The following is a 16772-nucleotide window of genomic DNA, read 5'->3' on the forward strand; positions in this document are numbered from 1 at the left end:
TCGTTACAGCTAGAGATTGCGGAAGATCCTGAGGCGAAGACGCCGATATCTTGCAGCTGCGTTGTCGCGACATGACGTGAGTGTGAACGTAGGACCACGATTCTTGCGGTGCAACCCTGCCCATCAGCCCGCTCGTTCAAAGTCGCCGGGCTTCCAGGAGCCATCGAACGCTGCCTGTTGCGGGCCATAGATGCGGAAGTAGGCGAACCAGCCCTTGCCCGGAAGGGTCTTGATCCAGCGTTTTTCCTGGCCCTTGGGGGCGTTGGGGCCGAAGTAAAGGTCGGCACGGTTCCCGGACGCGTCCTTGAGCTCGAACAGTGAGCGCAGCGCTGCCCGCTTTTGATCCGTCTGGATCTGCGAGCGCGAGTCTGTGTCATACACCGTTACGGACCAGAACAACTTGCCGGGCACGGGCAGCGGCACGGTGAGCTTGTAGGAGCTGCCACCGTCGAGATAGCCGCCGGCCTTGTCGCTGAGCGCGAGCCAATACAACGAGCCGGCCTGCGCGTCCCGTCGAAACATCGCCGGTGAAGCGCCGATTGCTTGATAGAACCATTTCTCGCGCGCTTCCAGATCGAGTCGCTCGTGAGTATTGAAGTCGCCATCCTCGTAACGCAGGCTCACCCACTGCCACTTGCGATCCGGCCACGGCAGACGATCCGCTCGGCGATCGCCAAAAGCCTGCACGCGCATCTGCGCGTTCGCAGTGCGCGCGGCTTCTTCGAGAATCGACTTGGTGCGTGCATCGGGCCTGAACGGCTTGCCCTTCTCGATGCCCAACGCGGCGAGCTCGCCGTATTCATTGTGATAGCCCTCGAACATCGGTTCGAGGTCGAGCGTCTGGTGCAACACCTCCCAGAACTCGATGTTGTCTTCCCAGTCGAGCGGCGTCGTGTCCTGTTTCTGGCCGGTTACGTCCAGCCACTGTGGCTCCTGCCACGGCGTTTTGGAATGCAGCGGATATACCTTGATGGTCTTCAACCGTTCTTTGGCGCCCTTCACGTCGCCCTCGATCGGCAGCGAGCGCGCACCGACGATCTGACGGTTGCTGCTGGCCCGGTGCACGTGGAAGTCGCTGTCGGGCACCGCGCCTTTGTAGTCCGGCCCGATCAGCAAATGTTTGCCGCCGCGGCCGGCGTCGGGGCCGGGCAGGCCCATATCGGCGACCCAGCGTTGGTTGATATCCATGGAGCAGACGATCAACGGCCCCGGCGCCAGTTCGACCACCAGCGGTCCGATGCTCAGATCGAGCATCAAGGGACCGTACGGCGTGTCCGAGTTCGCCGTGAACACCAATTGATCCGGCGCGCAGTCGAGAATGCCGAACACCTTGTTGGGCACCACGCCGATCTGCTCGTTGCCGCGAACGATGGCCGCGCCCGACACCGTGGGGTAGAAGAATTTGTAGGCCTGGATGGCGCGTTCCAGGTCGGCATCGTCATAGGCTTGTTTGGTCGTGTCGAACGTGGGAAAGCCACGCTCGAAAATGTAGCGGGGCGCGCTGCCGACATGTGCCATGGGGAACTCCTGCGGTGGCGACAGTCAGTGTGGAGTTCAGCGCTGGCAGCGCCCATACGCGAGGCAGGCAGAGGGCGTGCCCGTCACGACGATGCTGCCAGCGCCGACCGCAGCCTCTACTCGTCGTGCCCAGCTGGAGAGAAACATGGCGAAGTCAAAGGGTTCGAAGGGGGCCAATGGCTCCAACGGTGCGCAGTTCCCGCTGCACCTCAACCGCAATCATCTGCCCGAGCCGGAGTGGAAGTTTCCGCACGCACGGATCGAAATGTTCGCCAACGAATCGAAGCCCGCGGATGGATTAGCACGCCGGTTGACCGGGGTATTCCAATTCCATCATCACCCATTCGCGGCGGGCGTCGCCGAAGCGCCCGCCGATCTCGCACAGCGTGCGATCGAGCTGCTCCATGGGTTTGAGATCCGCCGCCAGCGTCACGCTGGGAGCATCTTCGATCGCCGGGTCCGGCAGCAGCGTGATGCCGCTGCGAAGTCTCACAGGCCCAGGTGCGGCTGTTTGCACGGTGACATGGCCAGTGCGGGACCATGCGTCGGCAGTGAATGCGAGCGCGATGTCGTCCATGCCGTCGGTAACCTCGACGCGCATCCGATCGTCCCGCCAGAACGCGAGCTTGTTGAAGATGTAACTCAGGCCGCGTGAGAAGTTCAGACCGAACAGGGAGCTGTCGTGCACTGGCGTCCACGAGCTCACGCCGATCTCCGTTGCAACCGACTGCGCTTTGTCTCGTCCGCCGATCGCTTCGATCAACGCGAGCATGGCCGGCACCGAGGCCGTGATGCCCGTGGTCGTCGCGATGTTGTCGTCGATCACATATCGCTGGTGAGGAACATAGACCGCCGACGGATGGTTCTCGCGCAGTTCATCGAGGTAGTACCAGTGCGTCGTGAATTGTCGTTGATCCATCAGACCGGCATTGGCCACGACGAGCGCGCCGGCGCAGACGCCGATGATGCGAGCGCCACGCTCCGATTGTTGTTTCAACCAGCTCAGGATCGCGTCGCCATTGGCGGCGTCCATCGCAGGCTCGCTCATGGCTGGCACGATTACATAGTCGGCGCCTGCCGGATGCGCTCGATCGAAACTGGCCAGATCCTGAGTGACTTCGATCCGCAGTGCTGGATATAAAGAGACGGGACCTGTGCGGGGCGCTACCGCTTGCACGTCGGCAATGTCCGCACGCTGGAGTGCCGCGTGCGTCAGCAAGAAGTCGGTGATTTCGGTGCCTTCATTTCGAGCCAGGATGGCGATGACGGGTCTGCCTTCGCGGCGTGGTTTGAGGGCTTCGATGAAAGCCTGCGTTTGGCGTTCGGCGGTGGCTGCGTCAGCGGCGGGCGGCGGAGGCACATCGGTGCCGCACCCTGCCAGTGCGAACAGAACGATGATCCCCAGCGTAGTTGTACCGCCGGCGATGTTCACGCAGCGACTCCCGTGTCCAGGCTCGCGCGCAGTCTGCCAGCGAAGGATTGAGAGGGGCTAGCACATTCGGCCGCCCGGACATCGAGAGATGCGCCTCTTACTCCGCTTGACGTCGATGCAGGCGCCGGTAGCGCGCCGGCGCGATGCCCATTTCTTTCGAGAACGCTTTGTTGAAGGCGCTTTCCGACTGATAGCCGACGGCGTCGGCGATCTTGATGATGGGCTCGTCGTTTTCCTCGAGTTGAGTGGCGGCGCGCTGCATGCGAACGCGTCGCAGGTATCGATTGGGCGGTTCACCGACGAGCCGCGTGAAGCGCTCCACGAACACCGCCCGACTGGTGCCGACCGCTCGAGACAAACCGGACAATGTCCAGTTCCTGTCGACTTGCCCATGCATCAGCGCGATCGCGCGCCCGATGTGCGGATCGTTCAACCCGCCGAGCCAGTTGCGGCTGCCTCGAGGCAGACGGGGCAACGCGAAGCGCACCAGTTCGATCACTACCAGCTCGGCCAGCCGGCGCATCACCGATTCCTTGCCGGGCCGGTCGGCGGCCAATTCCATCTCGATCAAACGCACGACTCGCTGCAGGAAGGCGTGCGATTCGCGAGCCGTGCGTGGAATGGCGACCAGCGCCGGGTACACGGGAACGAATGGATTCGCATCCCGAGGGGAGGACATGATGAGCATTCGGGTGCGACCCGCGCCGCCGCCTCGAGGCCGCACCTCGGGTTTGACCGCCGCCCGGGCGAAGTTGTCGAGGGTGGGATAAGCCGGCGTCTGAATCGAGTCGCGCCAGGTGTGGCTCTGGCCGGCAACCAGGGTGACGATATCGCCGGCGCGCAACACCAGCGGCTCGTCCAGGTCCTCGGATTCGAGCACGCATTCGCCGCTTCGGACCACATATAAATAAGAATCGGCGCCACGCGGCACGACACAGCACCACGGCGCCCGCAATTCCACTTCCAGTGCGGTCGAGCGGGTGATGCGGGCGCTTTCGAAAACGCCGGGACTATCCATGCGTCACCGCTCGGGGTTCAGCCAGACGCGCGAACAAGTCTTGCGGCAATCCGATCAAAGACAGCCTCCGGGGGCCCTGCTCACAATGCTTCGAGGCTACTGGCGCACGAGTGAGAAAACAAATGGGGACATCAATTTCGCCTGCGACCTGGTGGTGCACGGCGCTGGCATTGTTGAACACAACGGGGCAAGTCCACGCGCAGGATGCATTGCCTTCCGGACTCGAGGAGATCGTGGTCACCGCCCGCAAACGCGAGGAGAACCTGCAGACCGCGCCGGTCTCGGTGACCGCGCTCACGTCGGCCGCCCTGGAGCGGCAGGGCATCGACACCATCGTCGACCTGGGCAGCCATGTGCCGAACCTGTCGATGATCAGCGGTCAGGGCGGCGGTGGCACGCAGACGCAGGTGTCGATCCGCGGTGTCGGTCAATCGGATTTCATTCTTACGTCGGACCAGAGCGTCGGCGTGTATGTGGACGGCGTTTATCTGCCACGCTCCATGGGCGCCGCGTTGGATCTGGTCGATGTCGCGCGTATCGAAGTGTTGCGCGGGCCGCAGGGCACGCTGTTCGGGCGCAATACCACGGCGGGCGCCATTCAAATTCTGAGCGCGCCGCCCGAGGACGCGTTGTTCGGCAAGGCCGAGCTGACCACCGGCAGCTTCCAGCGCCTGGATTTCAAGGGCAGCATCAATGTGCCGTTGAGTGAGAAGGTCGCGACACGCATCAGCGTCGCGAGCCTGAATCAGGACGGCTATGGCAAACGATTCTTCAATGGCACCGACGGTGGCGACAACGAGTTGCTCGCGGGCCGCGCGGCGTTCCGTGCCGAGCTCACCGATCAGTTGCGGGCCGATCTGATCCTGGATTACTCCCGCAAGCGGGGCTTCGGCGGACTGGAGCGTCTGGTGCGTATCGATCCCACCGATCCGAACCTCGCGTTCTATAACTCCATGCTGGTCGCGCAGGGGCTCGCACCGGCGGATGGGCGTTACATCACCTCGGACGTGAACGATACCTGGTCGGGTGCGCGCAATCGCGACGACAACGAAATGGGCGGCGCGTCGCTTACGCTGGATTGGAGCGGCGACGCGGTGAATCTGAAGTCGATCACCGCCTGGCGCACGATGGAAGTGGAGTCGGCGTATGACTTCGACGGCACGCCGTATCCGTTGTCCGAGCAGGAGCTGAACCTGGATCAGGAACAGTTCTCTCAAGAGCTGCAGTTGTCCGGTACCGCCGTGGACGGCAAGCTGCAATGGATGACCGGCGCGTTCTATTTCAGCGAGGACGCTTCGGATTACCAGAACGTGCCGTTCTATCAGCCGGTCGTTGCCACGGGGGGTGGCGGCTTTCAGCGCGTGCCCGGCGGCTTCTCGTTCGCAAGTTTCATTTCACAGGAAACGCGCAGCTACGCCGCCTATGGTCAGGCGACGTGGCATTTCAACGATCGCTGGTCGACCACGGCGGGCCTGCGCTACACGGATGAAGAGAAGACGCTGGACAGTTATCTCACCGGTGCCTTCGGGCGCGCGCCGGGCACGGTGAAGGATTCGTGGTCGGACTTGTCGCCGCGACTCGGCTTTGAATATCGCATCAGCGATCGGGCGATGACGTATGTCTGCGCTTCTCGCGGCTTCCGCAGCGGTGGCTTCAACGGTCGCAACACGTCGCCGAATCCGCCGCAGGCGTTCGATCCGGAAACCATCTGGGCTTACGAAGTCGGTTTGAAGACCGAGAGCGACGATAGAACCGTACGTTTCAATTCGGCGCTGTTCTACTACGACTACAGCGACTTCCAGGGGCTGACGCTGGACAGTTTCAGTGGCATCACGATCACCGTCGGCAACATCGCCAAGGTCGAGATGTATGGTGCCGAGTTCGATCTGGCGGCGCGCCCGACGGACAATCTGCAGCTGTCGCTGGCCGCCGGTTACACCCATCAGGACATCGCTGAAGTCGCGCCCGGCGCGCAGATCACGATTCGTCCGGATACGAAGCTGGTAAACGCGCCGGAATGGACCGCGACTGCCGCGGTCGACTACACCGTGCCGATGGGCAAGGCCGGCGATCTCGATCTGCATCTCGACTACGGTTGGAAGAGCGACGTGGAATTCTTCCTGCCGAACTATCCCGACGAGGGTCAGGAGAGCTACGGCCTGCTCAACGCTCGTATCGGCTACAAACCAGAAGGCAGCTGGTGGCGCGTGGAAGTGTTCGGCGACAACCTCGCCAACGAGGAATATCGAGTGTTCGCGGAGAACGGCACGTCGCTCGGCATTCCCGCGACGACGGCGATCTACGGCCGTCCTCGCGAGTGGGGGCTGAGGTTCAGAGCCGAGTTCGATTGAGCTCGGCTTCGAAAGCCCGCGCGATGGCGAGCAAGCGTCGATCGTCATCGCGCCGGCCGATCAGCATCAAGCCCACCGGCGCTTCGCCTCGGGCATGCACCGGCAGTGAGATCGCGCAGCGGTCCAGGAAATTTCCCAGCGAGGGATTGCGCAGGACCAGGCCGTTGAGTCGCACATAGTCGGCGTCCTGACCGAACGCCGACATCGGCGGCGGAATGATTGGCGTGGTTGGCATCACGAGCGCGTCAAATTCGTTCGTGACTTTCGCGACGGCATCGATCACGTCGGCACGCGCGTCGTATAGTTCGCGCACGTCCTGCGCCGTGAGTTCGCCGCCTTTGAGGATGCGATTGGCGACGCGCTGATCGTATTGAGCGCGGTGGCTTTCCAGCAGCGGCTTATGCCATGCGTATGCTTCCGCGGCCGCAATGCCGCCGCGCGAGTTGATTTCTGGAATGCGCAGCAGTTCTGTTAGCGGCTGTCGTGAGATCGTGGTGCCGGAGCGCGTCAGCGTGTCGATGGCGCGTTCGAAGGCCTTCGCGACGTGTTCATCCCTGCCATCGAGGACCAGCGATGTCGGCAGGAGCAAACGAATCTCCCCGAGCGAAACGTCTGCCAGCGGCCGCGGTGTCACGCCTCGCAGGATCGCATCGAGCGTCGCGCAGCAGTCCACGCTGTTCGCGAGCGGACCGATCGAGTCCAACGAATGGGCCAGGGGCGTCGCGCCGTCGCGAGGGACGCGATTTGCGGTCGGCTTGAAGCCGACGATCCCGCAGAACGCGGCCGGAATACGACATGAGCCGCCGGTATCAGTACCGAGGCTCGCCACAGTCATGCCGTCCGCCACTGCGACGGCGCCGCCCGAGGTGGAACCGCCGGGAATGCGACGGGTCGTGCGATCGAATGGGCTGGCCGGCGTGCCGTAGTGCGGGTTCAGGCCGAGGCCCGAGAACGCAAATTCCGTCATGTTGTTACGGCCCATGAACACGAAACCGGCGGCGCGCAGTCGCGCAACCGTCGGCGCGTCCCGAAGTGCGGGCGCTTCATGTGCGAAGATGCGCGAGCCGGCGCTGGTGATTTCGCCGGCCACATCGAACAAATCCTTCAACCCCAGCGGGATGCCCGCGAAAGGCGGCAAGGCATCGCCCTTCGCCCGGCGGCGATCGATTTCGTCCGCTTGGGCGCGCGCCGATTGGTTGATGCTCACGAAGGCACGCGAACCCTCGCCGCCCGGATCGACGATACGGTCCATGGCCTGATCGATCAGGGTTCGTGCCCGGAGGTTGCCGCTGGTGAGTGCCTGCGAAAGCGCGTCTAGGGTTTGCATGCACTCAGTCTGCCAGAGGAAGCGCCTCGATGGTGTAGGCATGATGCAGCGACCGGCCCAGTCGCGGGTCCCGCAGCTCCAGCTCGAAGCGGTCGGCAAATTCCATCGCTCCCTGAACGGGCAGAGTGCCGCAGAACATGACCGTGCCGGCAGGCAGGCGGGTCGGGGTGAGGTTGGCGGATTGGCAGTAGGCCTGGATCAGATCGACCGGCTGACGCAGCGACGTGACCTTGCCCTGCTGATACGGCCGCCGCGTGCCACCGATATGAGCGTACGAATGCAGCTCCAGCTCGTCCCAATGATCCGCCACGTCCTCGTATCTCCACAGGCTGGCGCCGATGGGCTTCGCGCAGACCTGTTTGGAGAGCGACACCGAATGACGTTCCAGCTCGCGATCGGTGTGATCGGAGCCGAGTCCGATCCACAGTCCATCCGCCATGCTCACGAGGGCAAACTCCGCCTCACCGGTGGCGTGACGACCCGCGACCTGGATATGAGGGGCGGACGTGAGATTGCCGACGGCGGCTCGATAGAACGTCGGGACGTTCTTCGGACGCCGCACACCGATGGCTTCGAGCTCGCGAATGTGATGCTCGACCGCTGCCGCGTTGCGCCCGGTCCAGCCGGCAATGACGAGCGAGTGAACCGCCAGATCCATCGATCGGGTGCGTGCGCCGGTGACGCACGTGAATTCACACACCACGCTCACGAGCGCGGCTCCTCGTAGTAGTGCAGTTCGAGCAGCAGACAGCCGCGCTCGGACTTGAACGGACCATGGAACGCGCCGGGCGGGCGGCACGCGTAGGTGTAGCCGGTGAACGATTCGCCGCCGCGGCCGTGCTCGTCGTTACCGACGATCAAATCGCCGCTGACCAGAAACACTTCTTCCCAATGCTCGTGGACGAACGGCGCCGTCGTGTACTCGCCGGGCTCGAAGCGCAGCAGCCGCGTGCGGAACCCTTGTTTGCCGGCCTCATCGATCGAGCCGCTCAAAATCTTCTGTTGAATGCCCGGCGGGTAGCCCGGCGGCACCTCCCAGCCTTGCGACATGTCCAGACGCGTGAATTCCTGATGCGGCTTATCGATCGGCATGAACGGTCTCCGTGCGGGCGAGGTGATCGGCCAGAGAATCTTCGAGTGAGTAACGGGACAGCGCGCGATCCACCATGGCCGTGGAGCCGGCCCAGTCATAACTGCGGAACGAATGGCCTTTGGTGACGAACGTGGCGCCGGCATAGAACATTTCATATTGGGTGTGGCGGGAGCCGAACTCCGAACCGATCAGATCCCAGGCCAGCTTGTAGAACTTGACGCGCTGTTGCGCGTCGGCCGCCGGGCTCTGCTGGGTCTTCTCGATCAGCGCGCGCAGCCGCGGATCGGCGAAGTCGGCGATGGAAGAGGGCAGCATGATCATGCCGCCGCCGGCGAGATCGCGAATGGCATCGACGAATCTCGGATACAACTGTTGAGTCAGCACTTGCGCGGCGTACAGCGTGTGTCGGTCGGGCACGAAGTACTCGCCAGCCATCTGCCCGCGCGCTTCCATCGCATGCACGAGTCCTTCGACCATGGCGGCGTCGGCGGCGAGTTGTCCCAAAGTCTCGCGCACCTGGGGAAATGCGATGACTGCATTCAGCGTGGCGATCCGATGCGCGATGCCCGCGAGAAACTTCAGTTTCACGGCCAGGCGGACCTGCGCCTGATAGTTCTGATACACGTGCGCCGGTGTCGCGAAGAATTGCTTCTGGCACATCGCGATGTCGCCCGCGACGAAGACGCGCTCCCACGGCACGTGCACGTCGTCGAAGTACAGCAACGCGTCGTTCTCGTCGTAACGACTGGAGAATGGGTGATCGAAGGTGCTGCGCGCCGCTGCCTCATACGAGCGGCGGGACAGGATCTTCAATCCTTCGGTCGCGATGGGGATGGCGAACGACACTGCGTAACGCTCGTCGCCGGGCTGCAGCGGCTGAATGCACGTGACGAACACTTCGTTCGCCATGATGGCCGCGGTGCCGAGCATCTTCGCGCCGCGAATCGTCAGGCCTCGCTCGTCGCGATCGACGATGCCTGCCGTCAGGAACGGATCGGTCTGTTGCGAGGCCGACTTCGATCGATCCGCCTGTGGGTTGATGATGACGTAGGTCAGATACAGATCGTTGTCGCGTGCGTATCGGTAGTAGTCCTCGAGCGCACCCGCGGCTCGCTTGTCGTACTGAGCGAAGACCTCACGGCCCATGTACATGCCGGAAATGCAGGACGCCACGTGGTCGGGCGATCGGCCGAAAAACCCCGCATGCAACGACGACCACGCCGCGAGCGATGCCCGCCGCTGCTTCAACTCCTCGTAGCCGCCAGGCAATTGCCACATGCGGTGTGCGCGAGCCGAGCTGTCTGCCGGCTGATAGGTCATGAGCTCGACATTCTCGGGCGCGCACTGGAAGTCATAGAGCTCGCAGGCCGATGTGACGGAGCGTGTGAACGATGAATGAGTCGTCACATCGCAGACACGGGTGCCCTCGATGTAAACCTCCCGGCCGTCCTGCAGGGAGCGTCGGTGTTGGGCGGCGTTCTTGAGCACGGAAAACTCCAGATCAATAGTGAATGGACAGCGGCCACTCGAAGGGCAGCGCGTGCTCGGCGCCGGCTTGCGGCAGCAACGACGCGTAACGGCCGCGATGGAACAACAAGGGACTGCCGGAATCGCTGCGTCGGAAGCGTTGCACGCACGCCAGGAAGACCACGTGATCGCCACCATCCAGCATTTGATGCGCGTCGCACTCGAAGCTCGCGAGCGTGTCGCTCAGGATCGGCGCGCCATGCAGGCCGATGCGGAAGGAGACGCCGTTCCATTTGTCGCCACGCGCGCGGGCGAACTGATTCGACAGACGTTCCTGGTCGCTCGACAGCACGTTGATGCAATAGCCGGCGGTGCGTTGCCAGGCGGGCAAGCCCATCGAACGGCGATCGACACTGAACAGCACCAGCGGTGGATCGAGCGACACCGAAGAAAAAGAGTTCATCGTCATGCCCAGCGCGCCCGCTTCCTCATCCCACGCGGTGACGATGACGACACCCGTCGCGAATGTTCCCAACGCATCGCGCAGGCGGCGCGCTTCGTCCTGGACGCTGGCGGAAATGGCTTGGCTCACGGTGGGGTGCGGCTCGTTCGGCTCTTCTACTGTTGAAAGCAGAATAAGTCGGGCGGTCACCGTGCGTGAGACCTCGCCAGCGGTTCTGGACGGGCGAACAAGAGATCCAGCCGGTGTCGCAAAAACCGCGCGGCGCCGGTGTGACATGCTGAATTCGAGCTTTCATCGCGAATCCACTCGTGAACAACAATTCAACGCGCCGTCCATTCACTCCCGTGCCTCACGAAGGCGACGATGGGTTATTCCGCCAGACCTGGTACGCGCTGTGTCGCTCCAGCGACTTGCCGGCCGGCAGCGTGCTCGGCCGGGATTTCCTCGACGGACGGGTCGCGATATTTCGCGGCGCCGACGGTCAGGCGCAGGTCGTGAGCGCCTACTGTCCACACCTCGGCGCGGACCTCAGCGTCGGCTGCGTGACGGGCAACTCGTTGCGTTGTGCTTTCCATCACTGGGAGTTCGGTCCGGATGGACGTTGTCAGCGCACCGGCACCGGCGATCCGACCCCACCGCACGCACGCGTGTTCAAGTTCCCCACCGTGGAGCGCTTCGGCGTGGTGTGGGCGTTCAACGGCGAGCAACCGTTGTTCGAGCTGGTCGAGCCGAGTCGGCCTTGGAACAACCTGGTCTGGTCCACGGCCCCGGCGTTTCAGTTGAAGACCGATCCGTGGATCGTCTGCTGTAACACGCCCGACTGGTCGCACTTCGCTACCGTGCACCGCTTCGGCTTCGAGTCCGAGGGACAGCACGAGACGCTGCGGTTCGAGGAGTTCGGCGTGCGGCGCACGTTCCAGGCGCAACTGGAGTTCGGCGAAGGGCCGCAGATCGATTTCGAAGTGACGGTGCGCGGGACCAATCTGGTGCTGATCGAAGGCTCGATCGGCGGTCAGTGGTTCGGAGTCGCGGCGTCGTTGGGGCTGCCGCGTCCTGGCTTGTGCGATTTCTTCATCACAACGATGGTCGATCGCACCGAGGATCCGAGCGAGGAGGCGGCTACTGCGCGTCTGCAGGACTACGTCGCGATCTCCAAGCGGATGGCGGCCGAAGACTCACCGATCTGGGACACGATTCATTTCAAGCCGGGCGCGCTGACCAAATCAGATCGCGCGCTGGCGCGCTACCTCGAACAGTTGCGCAGGTTTCCGCGCGCGCATCCCTCCAAAGACTTCATCAACTGAGGCGCGCATGAGCCACGACTTCAAGGGTAAGCGGGTGCTGGTCACGGGCGGCAGTCGCGGTATCGGTCTCTCGGTAGCGGATGCCTTTCTCGCCGCCGGTGCGGAGGTGGTCGTCCTGGCTGAGTCGGAAGAGGTGCACGCTTCAGCTCGTGCGCTTTCTGACAAGCATCGCAGGCCCGTTGGCGCGCTCCTGTGCGACATCACGAACCGGAAGCGCTTGCGGGCGGCGCTCAGTGAGTTGGGCTCGCTCGATGTGCTGGTCGCGAACGCGGGCACGGGCGACATCACCAGCCTGTCGGGGCCGGAGGACGAGATCGACGATCTGTTCGAACGGATCATTCGTATCAATCTCATCGGCGCTTTCAACACAGTGCGCGCGTCGCTGCCGCTGCTGCGTGCCGGATCGCGAATCATCTTCACGACTTCTGTGCATGGTCAGTCGATCGCACCTCCCAACATGAGCGGCTACGCGGCGTCGAAGGGTGGGCTCGAAGCCATGATGCGATCGTTCGCCCGCGAGCTGGGGCCGAGCGGTATCAATGTGAACGCCGTGGCGCCGGGCATGGTGACGACCGAGCTGACGCTGGGCGCGATTCGCAAGTTGTTCTCGGCGCAGATTGGCAGCGGCGCCGAGGTGAATGAAGCGGACATGATCAAGCAGCTCAACACCTCGCAGGCCATTCATTTCACGCCGATTGATCCGGCGCGGCTGGCGCAGGCGTATTTGTTCCTCGCATCGCCGGCTGGCGCGGAGATCACGGGCCAGAGCCTCAACGTCGATCACGGGATGGCGATGAAGTGAGCACGATCTCAGCAGCAACAACCTCGGTTCCAAATTGGCTGAACGCGTCGGTTCTGTTCAAGTGAAGTAAGCACGATGTCAGCAACAACAGCCTCCATTGCCAAGCTGACCGAGCGCGGCAGCGCTATTCAGAAGCGTCTGACCGTGGCCGCCGACGAGATGGTCAATCGCGGCCTGATCGGCGTCGCCGCTCGCATCACATTTCCGTCCGGCGATCAGGTCGCTATCGCGTCGGGCGCGGCGGACATGGAGCGTTCGCGCGCGCTTGGCGGCGATGAACTGTTCGCTATTGCCAGCCAATCGAAGATGTTCACCGCCGCGTGCGTGCAACTGCTGGCGCGTGATGGGGCCATCAAACTGTCCGATCCTGTCGCGGAGTACGTGCCTAACGTGCCGGCCGTGGATGCCGATGCGACCATCGATCAGCTCCTCAATCACACCAGCGGCATTGGCAACTTCATTCACGCGATGACAGTGTTGCCCCATCCCTGGCCGCGCATGTCCTACGACGACCTGATGGCGCTCGCACGGATGCACGGCCGCCAGTTCCGCGCCGGCGCACGGCTCGATTACAACAATACCGACGTCGTCGTTCTGGCCAAGCTGTGCGAGAACGTGTCCGGTCAGCGCTTCGACCGATTGCTGAGCGAGCGCATTCTGCGACCCCTTGGCATGAACGAAACATTTGTCGCCGCCGGCGATGAATGGCCTCGCGAGCGCATGGCGCGCGGTTACTACATCCCCGGTCAAGGCTACGATGGTCCACCAATCGATGTGACCACGCTGGCGGATTACTCGATTGCATCCGCGGCTGGAAACATCGTGTCGTCGCTGCATGACATGACGATCTGGTCGCGCTGTCTCCTTGGAACGGAGCCGAAGTTTCCGCTGGGGTTCGCGGACTTCACCAGTAACGTTGCCGACGCGGGGCTTGGCTCGCCCAGCTGGTTCATGCCTCGCACCTATGCGCGCGGTGTCGAGTCCTGGGTGTGGGGCGGGCGGCCATTCTGGGGACATCGCGGCTCCTTCTTCGGCTACCACTCGGGCACGTTCGTTGATCCCCTCTCGGGCGTGGCGTTCAGCATGTTTCTCACGATGTGCACGGCGGGCAGCTTCATGCGTTTCATCGATCTGCAGGCTCACGACTACATGAGCTTCATGGCGTCGTGCGCGCACTCGGCGATCGATGCGCTGGAGTTGGCCTGAGCATGTTCCCCGCCGACTATCGCGCCAGTCGCAACGCCTTCTTCGATGCCTGCCGGCAAGCGGGCGGCAAGATGGAATCGCACGAGCATCCGCTGCGCGGCGCTGATGGCGACGTGGTGGCGACTGACGTGGCGTCGTTCGGCGCGGCGAGCGCCTCGCAAGTGTTGATGATCGTCTGCGGCACGCATGGGGTCGAAGGGCTGTGCGGATCGGGCATGCAGCTGGGCCTGCTTCAACGTGGGTTCTGCAATCGCATTCCTCAGCAGGCTCGCATCGTATTCGTGCATGCGCTGAATCCGCACGGCTTCCTGGAACTGCGACGGACGAACGAAGACAACGTCGATTTGAACCGCAACTTCATCGATCACTCATGCGCCTACCCGGACGATGCCGCGTACGCCGAAGTTCATCCGATGCTCGTGCCCGCCGACTGGGACGGCAGCGCGCGGCGTGAAGCGGATGCGCGCATCGAGGAGTTTGTGCGCATTCGAGGTGCCAGCGCGCTCCAGGCCGCCATCAGTCGCGGCCAATACACGTTCAGCGACGGATTGTTTTACGGCGGCCGCGCGCCGAGTTGGTCCAATGGATTGTGGCGTCGCTTGTTGCAGAAGTACGCCGCTCAGGCGCAGTCGCTCGCGGTCGTCGATTTTCATTCGGGGCTGGGACGTCGCGGCGCCTGCGAGCTGATCTCGGGCGCCACCGCGAATTCCCAGGAGCATCGACTGGCGAACACATGGTTTGGCGACGGCATCGTGTTCCCCGGGCTCACATCGACCGCGCCAGCGGCAGCTGGTTACATGGGCTCGTCGCTGGTCGAGACACTGCCCGAGGTGGCCAGCGCGCTGGTCGTCGCCGAGATCGGCACGGTGTCGTTCGATCAGATCCTGCTGGCCTTGCGAGCGGACAACTGGCTGCACGCGCGCGGCCAACGGAGTTCGAAGCAATGGCGCAAGATCAAGGCGCTGATGGAGGAGTCGTTCGTCGGCCGTGACCGCCCCTGGCAGGATGAGGTGGTCGAGCATGCTGCCCGGGTTTGCGGCCGGGCGCTGGCCGGCCTGTTGACGTAATCGCACCACGCGGAGCTAACTGCAAACTCGACGGCCGGAGTGCTAATTCCGGCCCGGCCGCCCGTCTTACACTGGCACCGATCCGCCCTCGGATTGCTTCCGAGCGATATGATCGGTGCCGTCATGCTTGCACACATCGAGTCTTCACCCGAGCCCGCCGAGGAGAGTGAGCGGAAGGTGCATTCCCGACGGATCGGCGAAATCTTCCAGGAGCACAACCACCGCCTGTTGCGCTTCCTGATGGGCCGCCTCACTTCCGAGCAGGACGCGCGCGAAGTGGCCCAGGAAGCCTATGTCAAACTGCTGCAGCTGGACCGCCCGGAGGCGGTGGGCTTCCTCAAGGCCTTTCTATTCAAGACGGCCGCGAACCTGGCCATCGATCGCGTGCGCCGCAAGCGTACCGTCGAGCAGCGCGGTCATTACTTGTTCGACTTCGATTTGCAGCCGTCGCCGGAAGCCACGGTCGCGGAGGCGCAGGACGCTCGCGTGACGCTGGAAGCGCTGGCCGAATTGCCGGCGGCGTGCCGTTCGGCGTTCCTGCTGAGCCGGATCGATGGCCTGTCGAGCATGGAGATCGCGCAGCGGCTCGGCGTCACGGATCGGGCTGTTCGTAAATATCTGGCCCGGGCACTATTGCATCTGCAGGCGCGTTTCGACCAGCTACAGTCATAGCGCATGAAGCGTGAACACATCCAGGCCGAGGCAGCCGAATGGATCGTGACTTTGAACGATCCCGCCGCCACCGAGGCCGACTTTGCGGACTGGCAGGCATGGATGAATCAGAATCCAGCGCATGCCGATGCTTTCCAGCGCCTGCAGGAAACGTGGCGGCGCGCGGGCGCGGTGGCTCATGCGCCGATCCAGAACGCCGATGAGGTGATTGCGATTGCGCCGCCGGCCGAGTCTCGGGCCACGCGGTTCCAGCATCGTTGGGCGGTGGCCGCCGTCGCGTTGTTCGGCGTGATCGGAGTGGCTGTCACGGTCTGGCAGTCGCAATCGCAGACCATCGCGACCGTGACTGCCGAGACGCGCTCCATGCAGTTGGAAGATGGCTCCCGGGTTTCGCTCGGGCCCGAGACGCGCATGGAAGTGCAGTTCTCCGAGAACCAGCGCTCATTGCAGCTGGAAGGCGGCGAGGCGTATTTCGAAGTGGCGCACGCGCCGGAGCGCCCGTTTTCCGTGACGACGCCGGCGGGCACGGTCACTGCGATCGGAACTGCGTTCGTGGTGAATGCCGATCCTGAGCGACTCGTCGTCAGCGTCACCGAAGGCAAAGTGCGCGTCGACTTGCCCGGCGCTTCAGGAAAGAGCGCGCCGGTGATGGTGACTGCCGGCCGCAGGCTGGCGTGGAATGAAGGCAAGGTGCGAACGTCGACGCTCGCGCCGAGCGCGGACGCCGTGAGCTTCCAGCAGGGCAAGTTGCATTACGACGGCGAGCCGCTGAGCTCCGTGATCGCCGACATCAATCGTTACTCGACGTCGAAACTGCGTATCGATGACGCCGAGGTACGTGAGATGCGTTATACCGGCACAGTGTTTACCGATTCCCTGGATGTGTGGTTGGCCTCGCTGCCGGGCGTGTTCCCGGTGCGCATCGAAGAGCGAGGCGGCGAGCGGATCTTGGCCGCCAGCAAATAGTTCAGCCCTTGCGTTCCGCTGGAACGACCCCGCGCGTCTTAGCACACACGGCCCGGCAAACAACGGGTGGGCCGAATAACACGGGG

General features: G+C 63.4%; 15 protein-coding genes. 7 read left to right on the top strand and 8 right to left on the bottom strand.

The annotated features are described in order from the left end of the window. Positions 1-123: 123 nt before the first annotated feature. The 3 genes from EKO19_RS26775 to EKO19_RS26785 all read right to left on the bottom strand — a co-directional run bounded on the left by EKO19_RS26775 (position 124) and on the right by EKO19_RS26785 (position 3968). On the bottom strand, positions 124-1518 hold the full coding sequence (locus EKO19_RS26775; protein WP_129780430.1) for a DUF1254 domain-containing protein: 1395 nt from the start codon (positions 1516-1518) through the stop codon (positions 124-126). 298 nt (positions 1519-1816) lie between these two features. After that, positions 1817-2950 carry a DJ-1/PfpI family protein gene (locus EKO19_RS26780; protein WP_129780432.1) on the bottom strand — a complete coding sequence of 378 codons (1134 nt, stop codon included), beginning with the start codon at positions 2948-2950 and terminating at the stop codon, positions 1817-1819. 97 nt (positions 2951-3047) lie between these two features. Beyond that, complete coding sequence (locus tag EKO19_RS26785) at positions 3048-3968, bottom strand: AraC family transcriptional regulator (protein ID WP_129780434.1); 921 nt, start codon at positions 3966-3968, stop codon at positions 3048-3050. Positions 3969-4090: 122 nt separating this feature from the next. Here EKO19_RS26785 and EKO19_RS26790 point away from each other — a divergent pair, with 122 nt between their 5' ends. After that, entirely contained in the window at positions 4091-6319 is a 2229-nt protein-coding gene (locus EKO19_RS26790) for a TonB-dependent receptor (RefSeq protein ID WP_129780436.1), read from the top strand. Here the strand turns inward: EKO19_RS26790 and EKO19_RS26795 are convergent. Genes EKO19_RS26795 through EKO19_RS26815 form a run of 5 tightly spaced genes read right to left on the bottom strand, consistent with a single transcriptional unit; the run spans position 6300 to position 10798 of the window. Beyond that, positions 6300-7646, bottom strand: a complete 1347-nt coding sequence (locus EKO19_RS26795) for an amidase (protein ID WP_129780438.1) — start codon at positions 7644-7646, stop codon at positions 6300-6302. The two genes, EKO19_RS26790 and EKO19_RS26795, sit on opposite strands and share 20 nt — an antisense overlap. Before the next feature lie 4 nt (positions 7647-7650). Beyond that, positions 7651-8355 (bottom strand): DUF2848 domain-containing protein, encoded by a 705-nt coding sequence (locus EKO19_RS26800; RefSeq protein ID WP_217705620.1) that lies wholly within the window; start codon positions 8353-8355, stop codon positions 7651-7653. Next, on the bottom strand, positions 8352-8738 hold the full coding sequence (locus tag EKO19_RS26805) for a cupin domain-containing protein (RefSeq protein ID WP_129780440.1): 387 nt from the start codon (positions 8736-8738) through the stop codon (positions 8352-8354). The genes EKO19_RS26800 and EKO19_RS26805 overlap by 4 nt, the downstream gene beginning before the upstream one ends. Further along, on the bottom strand, positions 8725-10227 hold the full coding sequence (locus EKO19_RS26810; protein ID WP_129780442.1) for a 4-hydroxyphenylacetate 3-hydroxylase family protein: 1503 nt from the start codon (positions 10225-10227) through the stop codon (positions 8725-8727). The genes EKO19_RS26805 and EKO19_RS26810 overlap by 14 nt, the downstream gene beginning before the upstream one ends. 13 nt (positions 10228-10240) lie before the next feature. Further along, the gene (locus tag EKO19_RS26815; protein WP_217705621.1) at positions 10241-10798 is read right to left on the bottom strand and encodes a flavin reductase family protein; all 558 of its coding nucleotides are present in this window, start codon (positions 10796-10798) and stop codon (positions 10241-10243) included. A gap of 179 nt (positions 10799-10977) precedes the next feature. Here EKO19_RS26815 and EKO19_RS26820 point away from each other — a divergent pair, with 179 nt between their 5' ends. From EKO19_RS26820 to EKO19_RS26845, 6 genes are all read left to right on the top strand, one after another. Continuing rightward, the gene (locus tag EKO19_RS26820) at positions 10978-11973 is read left to right on the top strand and encodes an aromatic ring-hydroxylating oxygenase subunit alpha (protein WP_157995453.1); all 996 of its coding nucleotides are present in this window, start codon (positions 10978-10980) and stop codon (positions 11971-11973) included. 7 nt (positions 11974-11980) lie between these two features. Further along, entirely contained in the window at positions 11981-12775 is a 795-nt protein-coding gene (locus tag EKO19_RS26825; protein ID WP_129780448.1) for an SDR family NAD(P)-dependent oxidoreductase, read from the top strand. A gap of 75 nt (positions 12776-12850) precedes the next feature. After that, positions 12851-13981, top strand: coding sequence for a serine hydrolase domain-containing protein (locus tag EKO19_RS26830; protein WP_129780450.1), 1131 nt, complete (start codon positions 12851-12853; stop codon positions 13979-13981). Positions 13982-13983: 2 nt separating this feature from the next. Further along, positions 13984-15048 (top strand): DUF2817 domain-containing protein, encoded by a 1065-nt coding sequence (locus EKO19_RS26835; protein ID WP_129780452.1) that lies wholly within the window; start codon positions 13984-13986, stop codon positions 15046-15048. Positions 15049-15171: 123 nt separating this feature from the next. Continuing rightward, the gene (locus tag EKO19_RS26840; protein ID WP_157995454.1) at positions 15172-15720 is read left to right on the top strand and encodes an RNA polymerase sigma factor; all 549 of its coding nucleotides are present in this window, start codon (positions 15172-15174) and stop codon (positions 15718-15720) included. A gap of 3 nt (positions 15721-15723) precedes the next feature. Next, complete coding sequence (locus tag EKO19_RS26845) at positions 15724-16686, top strand: FecR family protein (protein ID WP_129780456.1); 963 nt, start codon at positions 15724-15726, stop codon at positions 16684-16686. Positions 16687-16772 lie beyond the last annotated feature (86 nt).

Source organism: Peristeroidobacter soli (genome assembly GCF_004138485.1).
GTDB classification, from domain to species: domain Bacteria; phylum Pseudomonadota; class Gammaproteobacteria; order Steroidobacterales; family Steroidobacteraceae; genus Steroidobacter; species Steroidobacter soli.

Bases quoted from the DNA above. Each gene is read 5' to 3' on its own strand.
- EKO19_RS26840 (WP_157995454.1), top strand. From the start codon at position 15,172: ATGCTTGCACACATCGAGTCTTCACCCGAGCCCGCCGAGGAGAGTGAG.
- EKO19_RS26835 (WP_129780452.1), top strand. From the start codon at position 13,984: ATGTTCCCCGCCGACTATCGCGCCAGTCGCAACGCCTTCTTCGATGCC.
- EKO19_RS26805 (WP_129780440.1), bottom strand. From the start codon at position 8,738: ATGCCGATCGATAAGCCGCATCAGGAATTCACGCGTCTGGACATGTCG.
- EKO19_RS26785 (WP_129780434.1), bottom strand. From the start codon at position 3,968: ATGGATAGTCCCGGCGTTTTCGAAAGCGCCCGCATCACCCGCTCGACC.
- EKO19_RS26845 (WP_129780456.1), top strand. From the start codon at position 15,724: ATGAAGCGTGAACACATCCAGGCCGAGGCAGCCGAATGGATCGTGACT.
- EKO19_RS26830 (WP_129780450.1), top strand. From the start codon at position 12,851: ATGTCAGCAACAACAGCCTCCATTGCCAAGCTGACCGAGCGCGGCAGC.
- EKO19_RS26775 (WP_129780430.1), bottom strand. From the start codon at position 1,518: ATGGCACATGTCGGCAGCGCGCCCCGCTACATTTTCGAGCGTGGCTTT.
- EKO19_RS26790 (WP_129780436.1), top strand. From the start codon at position 4,091: ATGGGGACATCAATTTCGCCTGCGACCTGGTGGTGCACGGCGCTGGCA.
- EKO19_RS26795 (WP_129780438.1), bottom strand. From the start codon at position 7,646: ATGCAAACCCTAGACGCGCTTTCGCAGGCACTCACCAGCGGCAACCTC.
- EKO19_RS26825 (WP_129780448.1), top strand. From the start codon at position 11,981: ATGAGCCACGACTTCAAGGGTAAGCGGGTGCTGGTCACGGGCGGCAGT.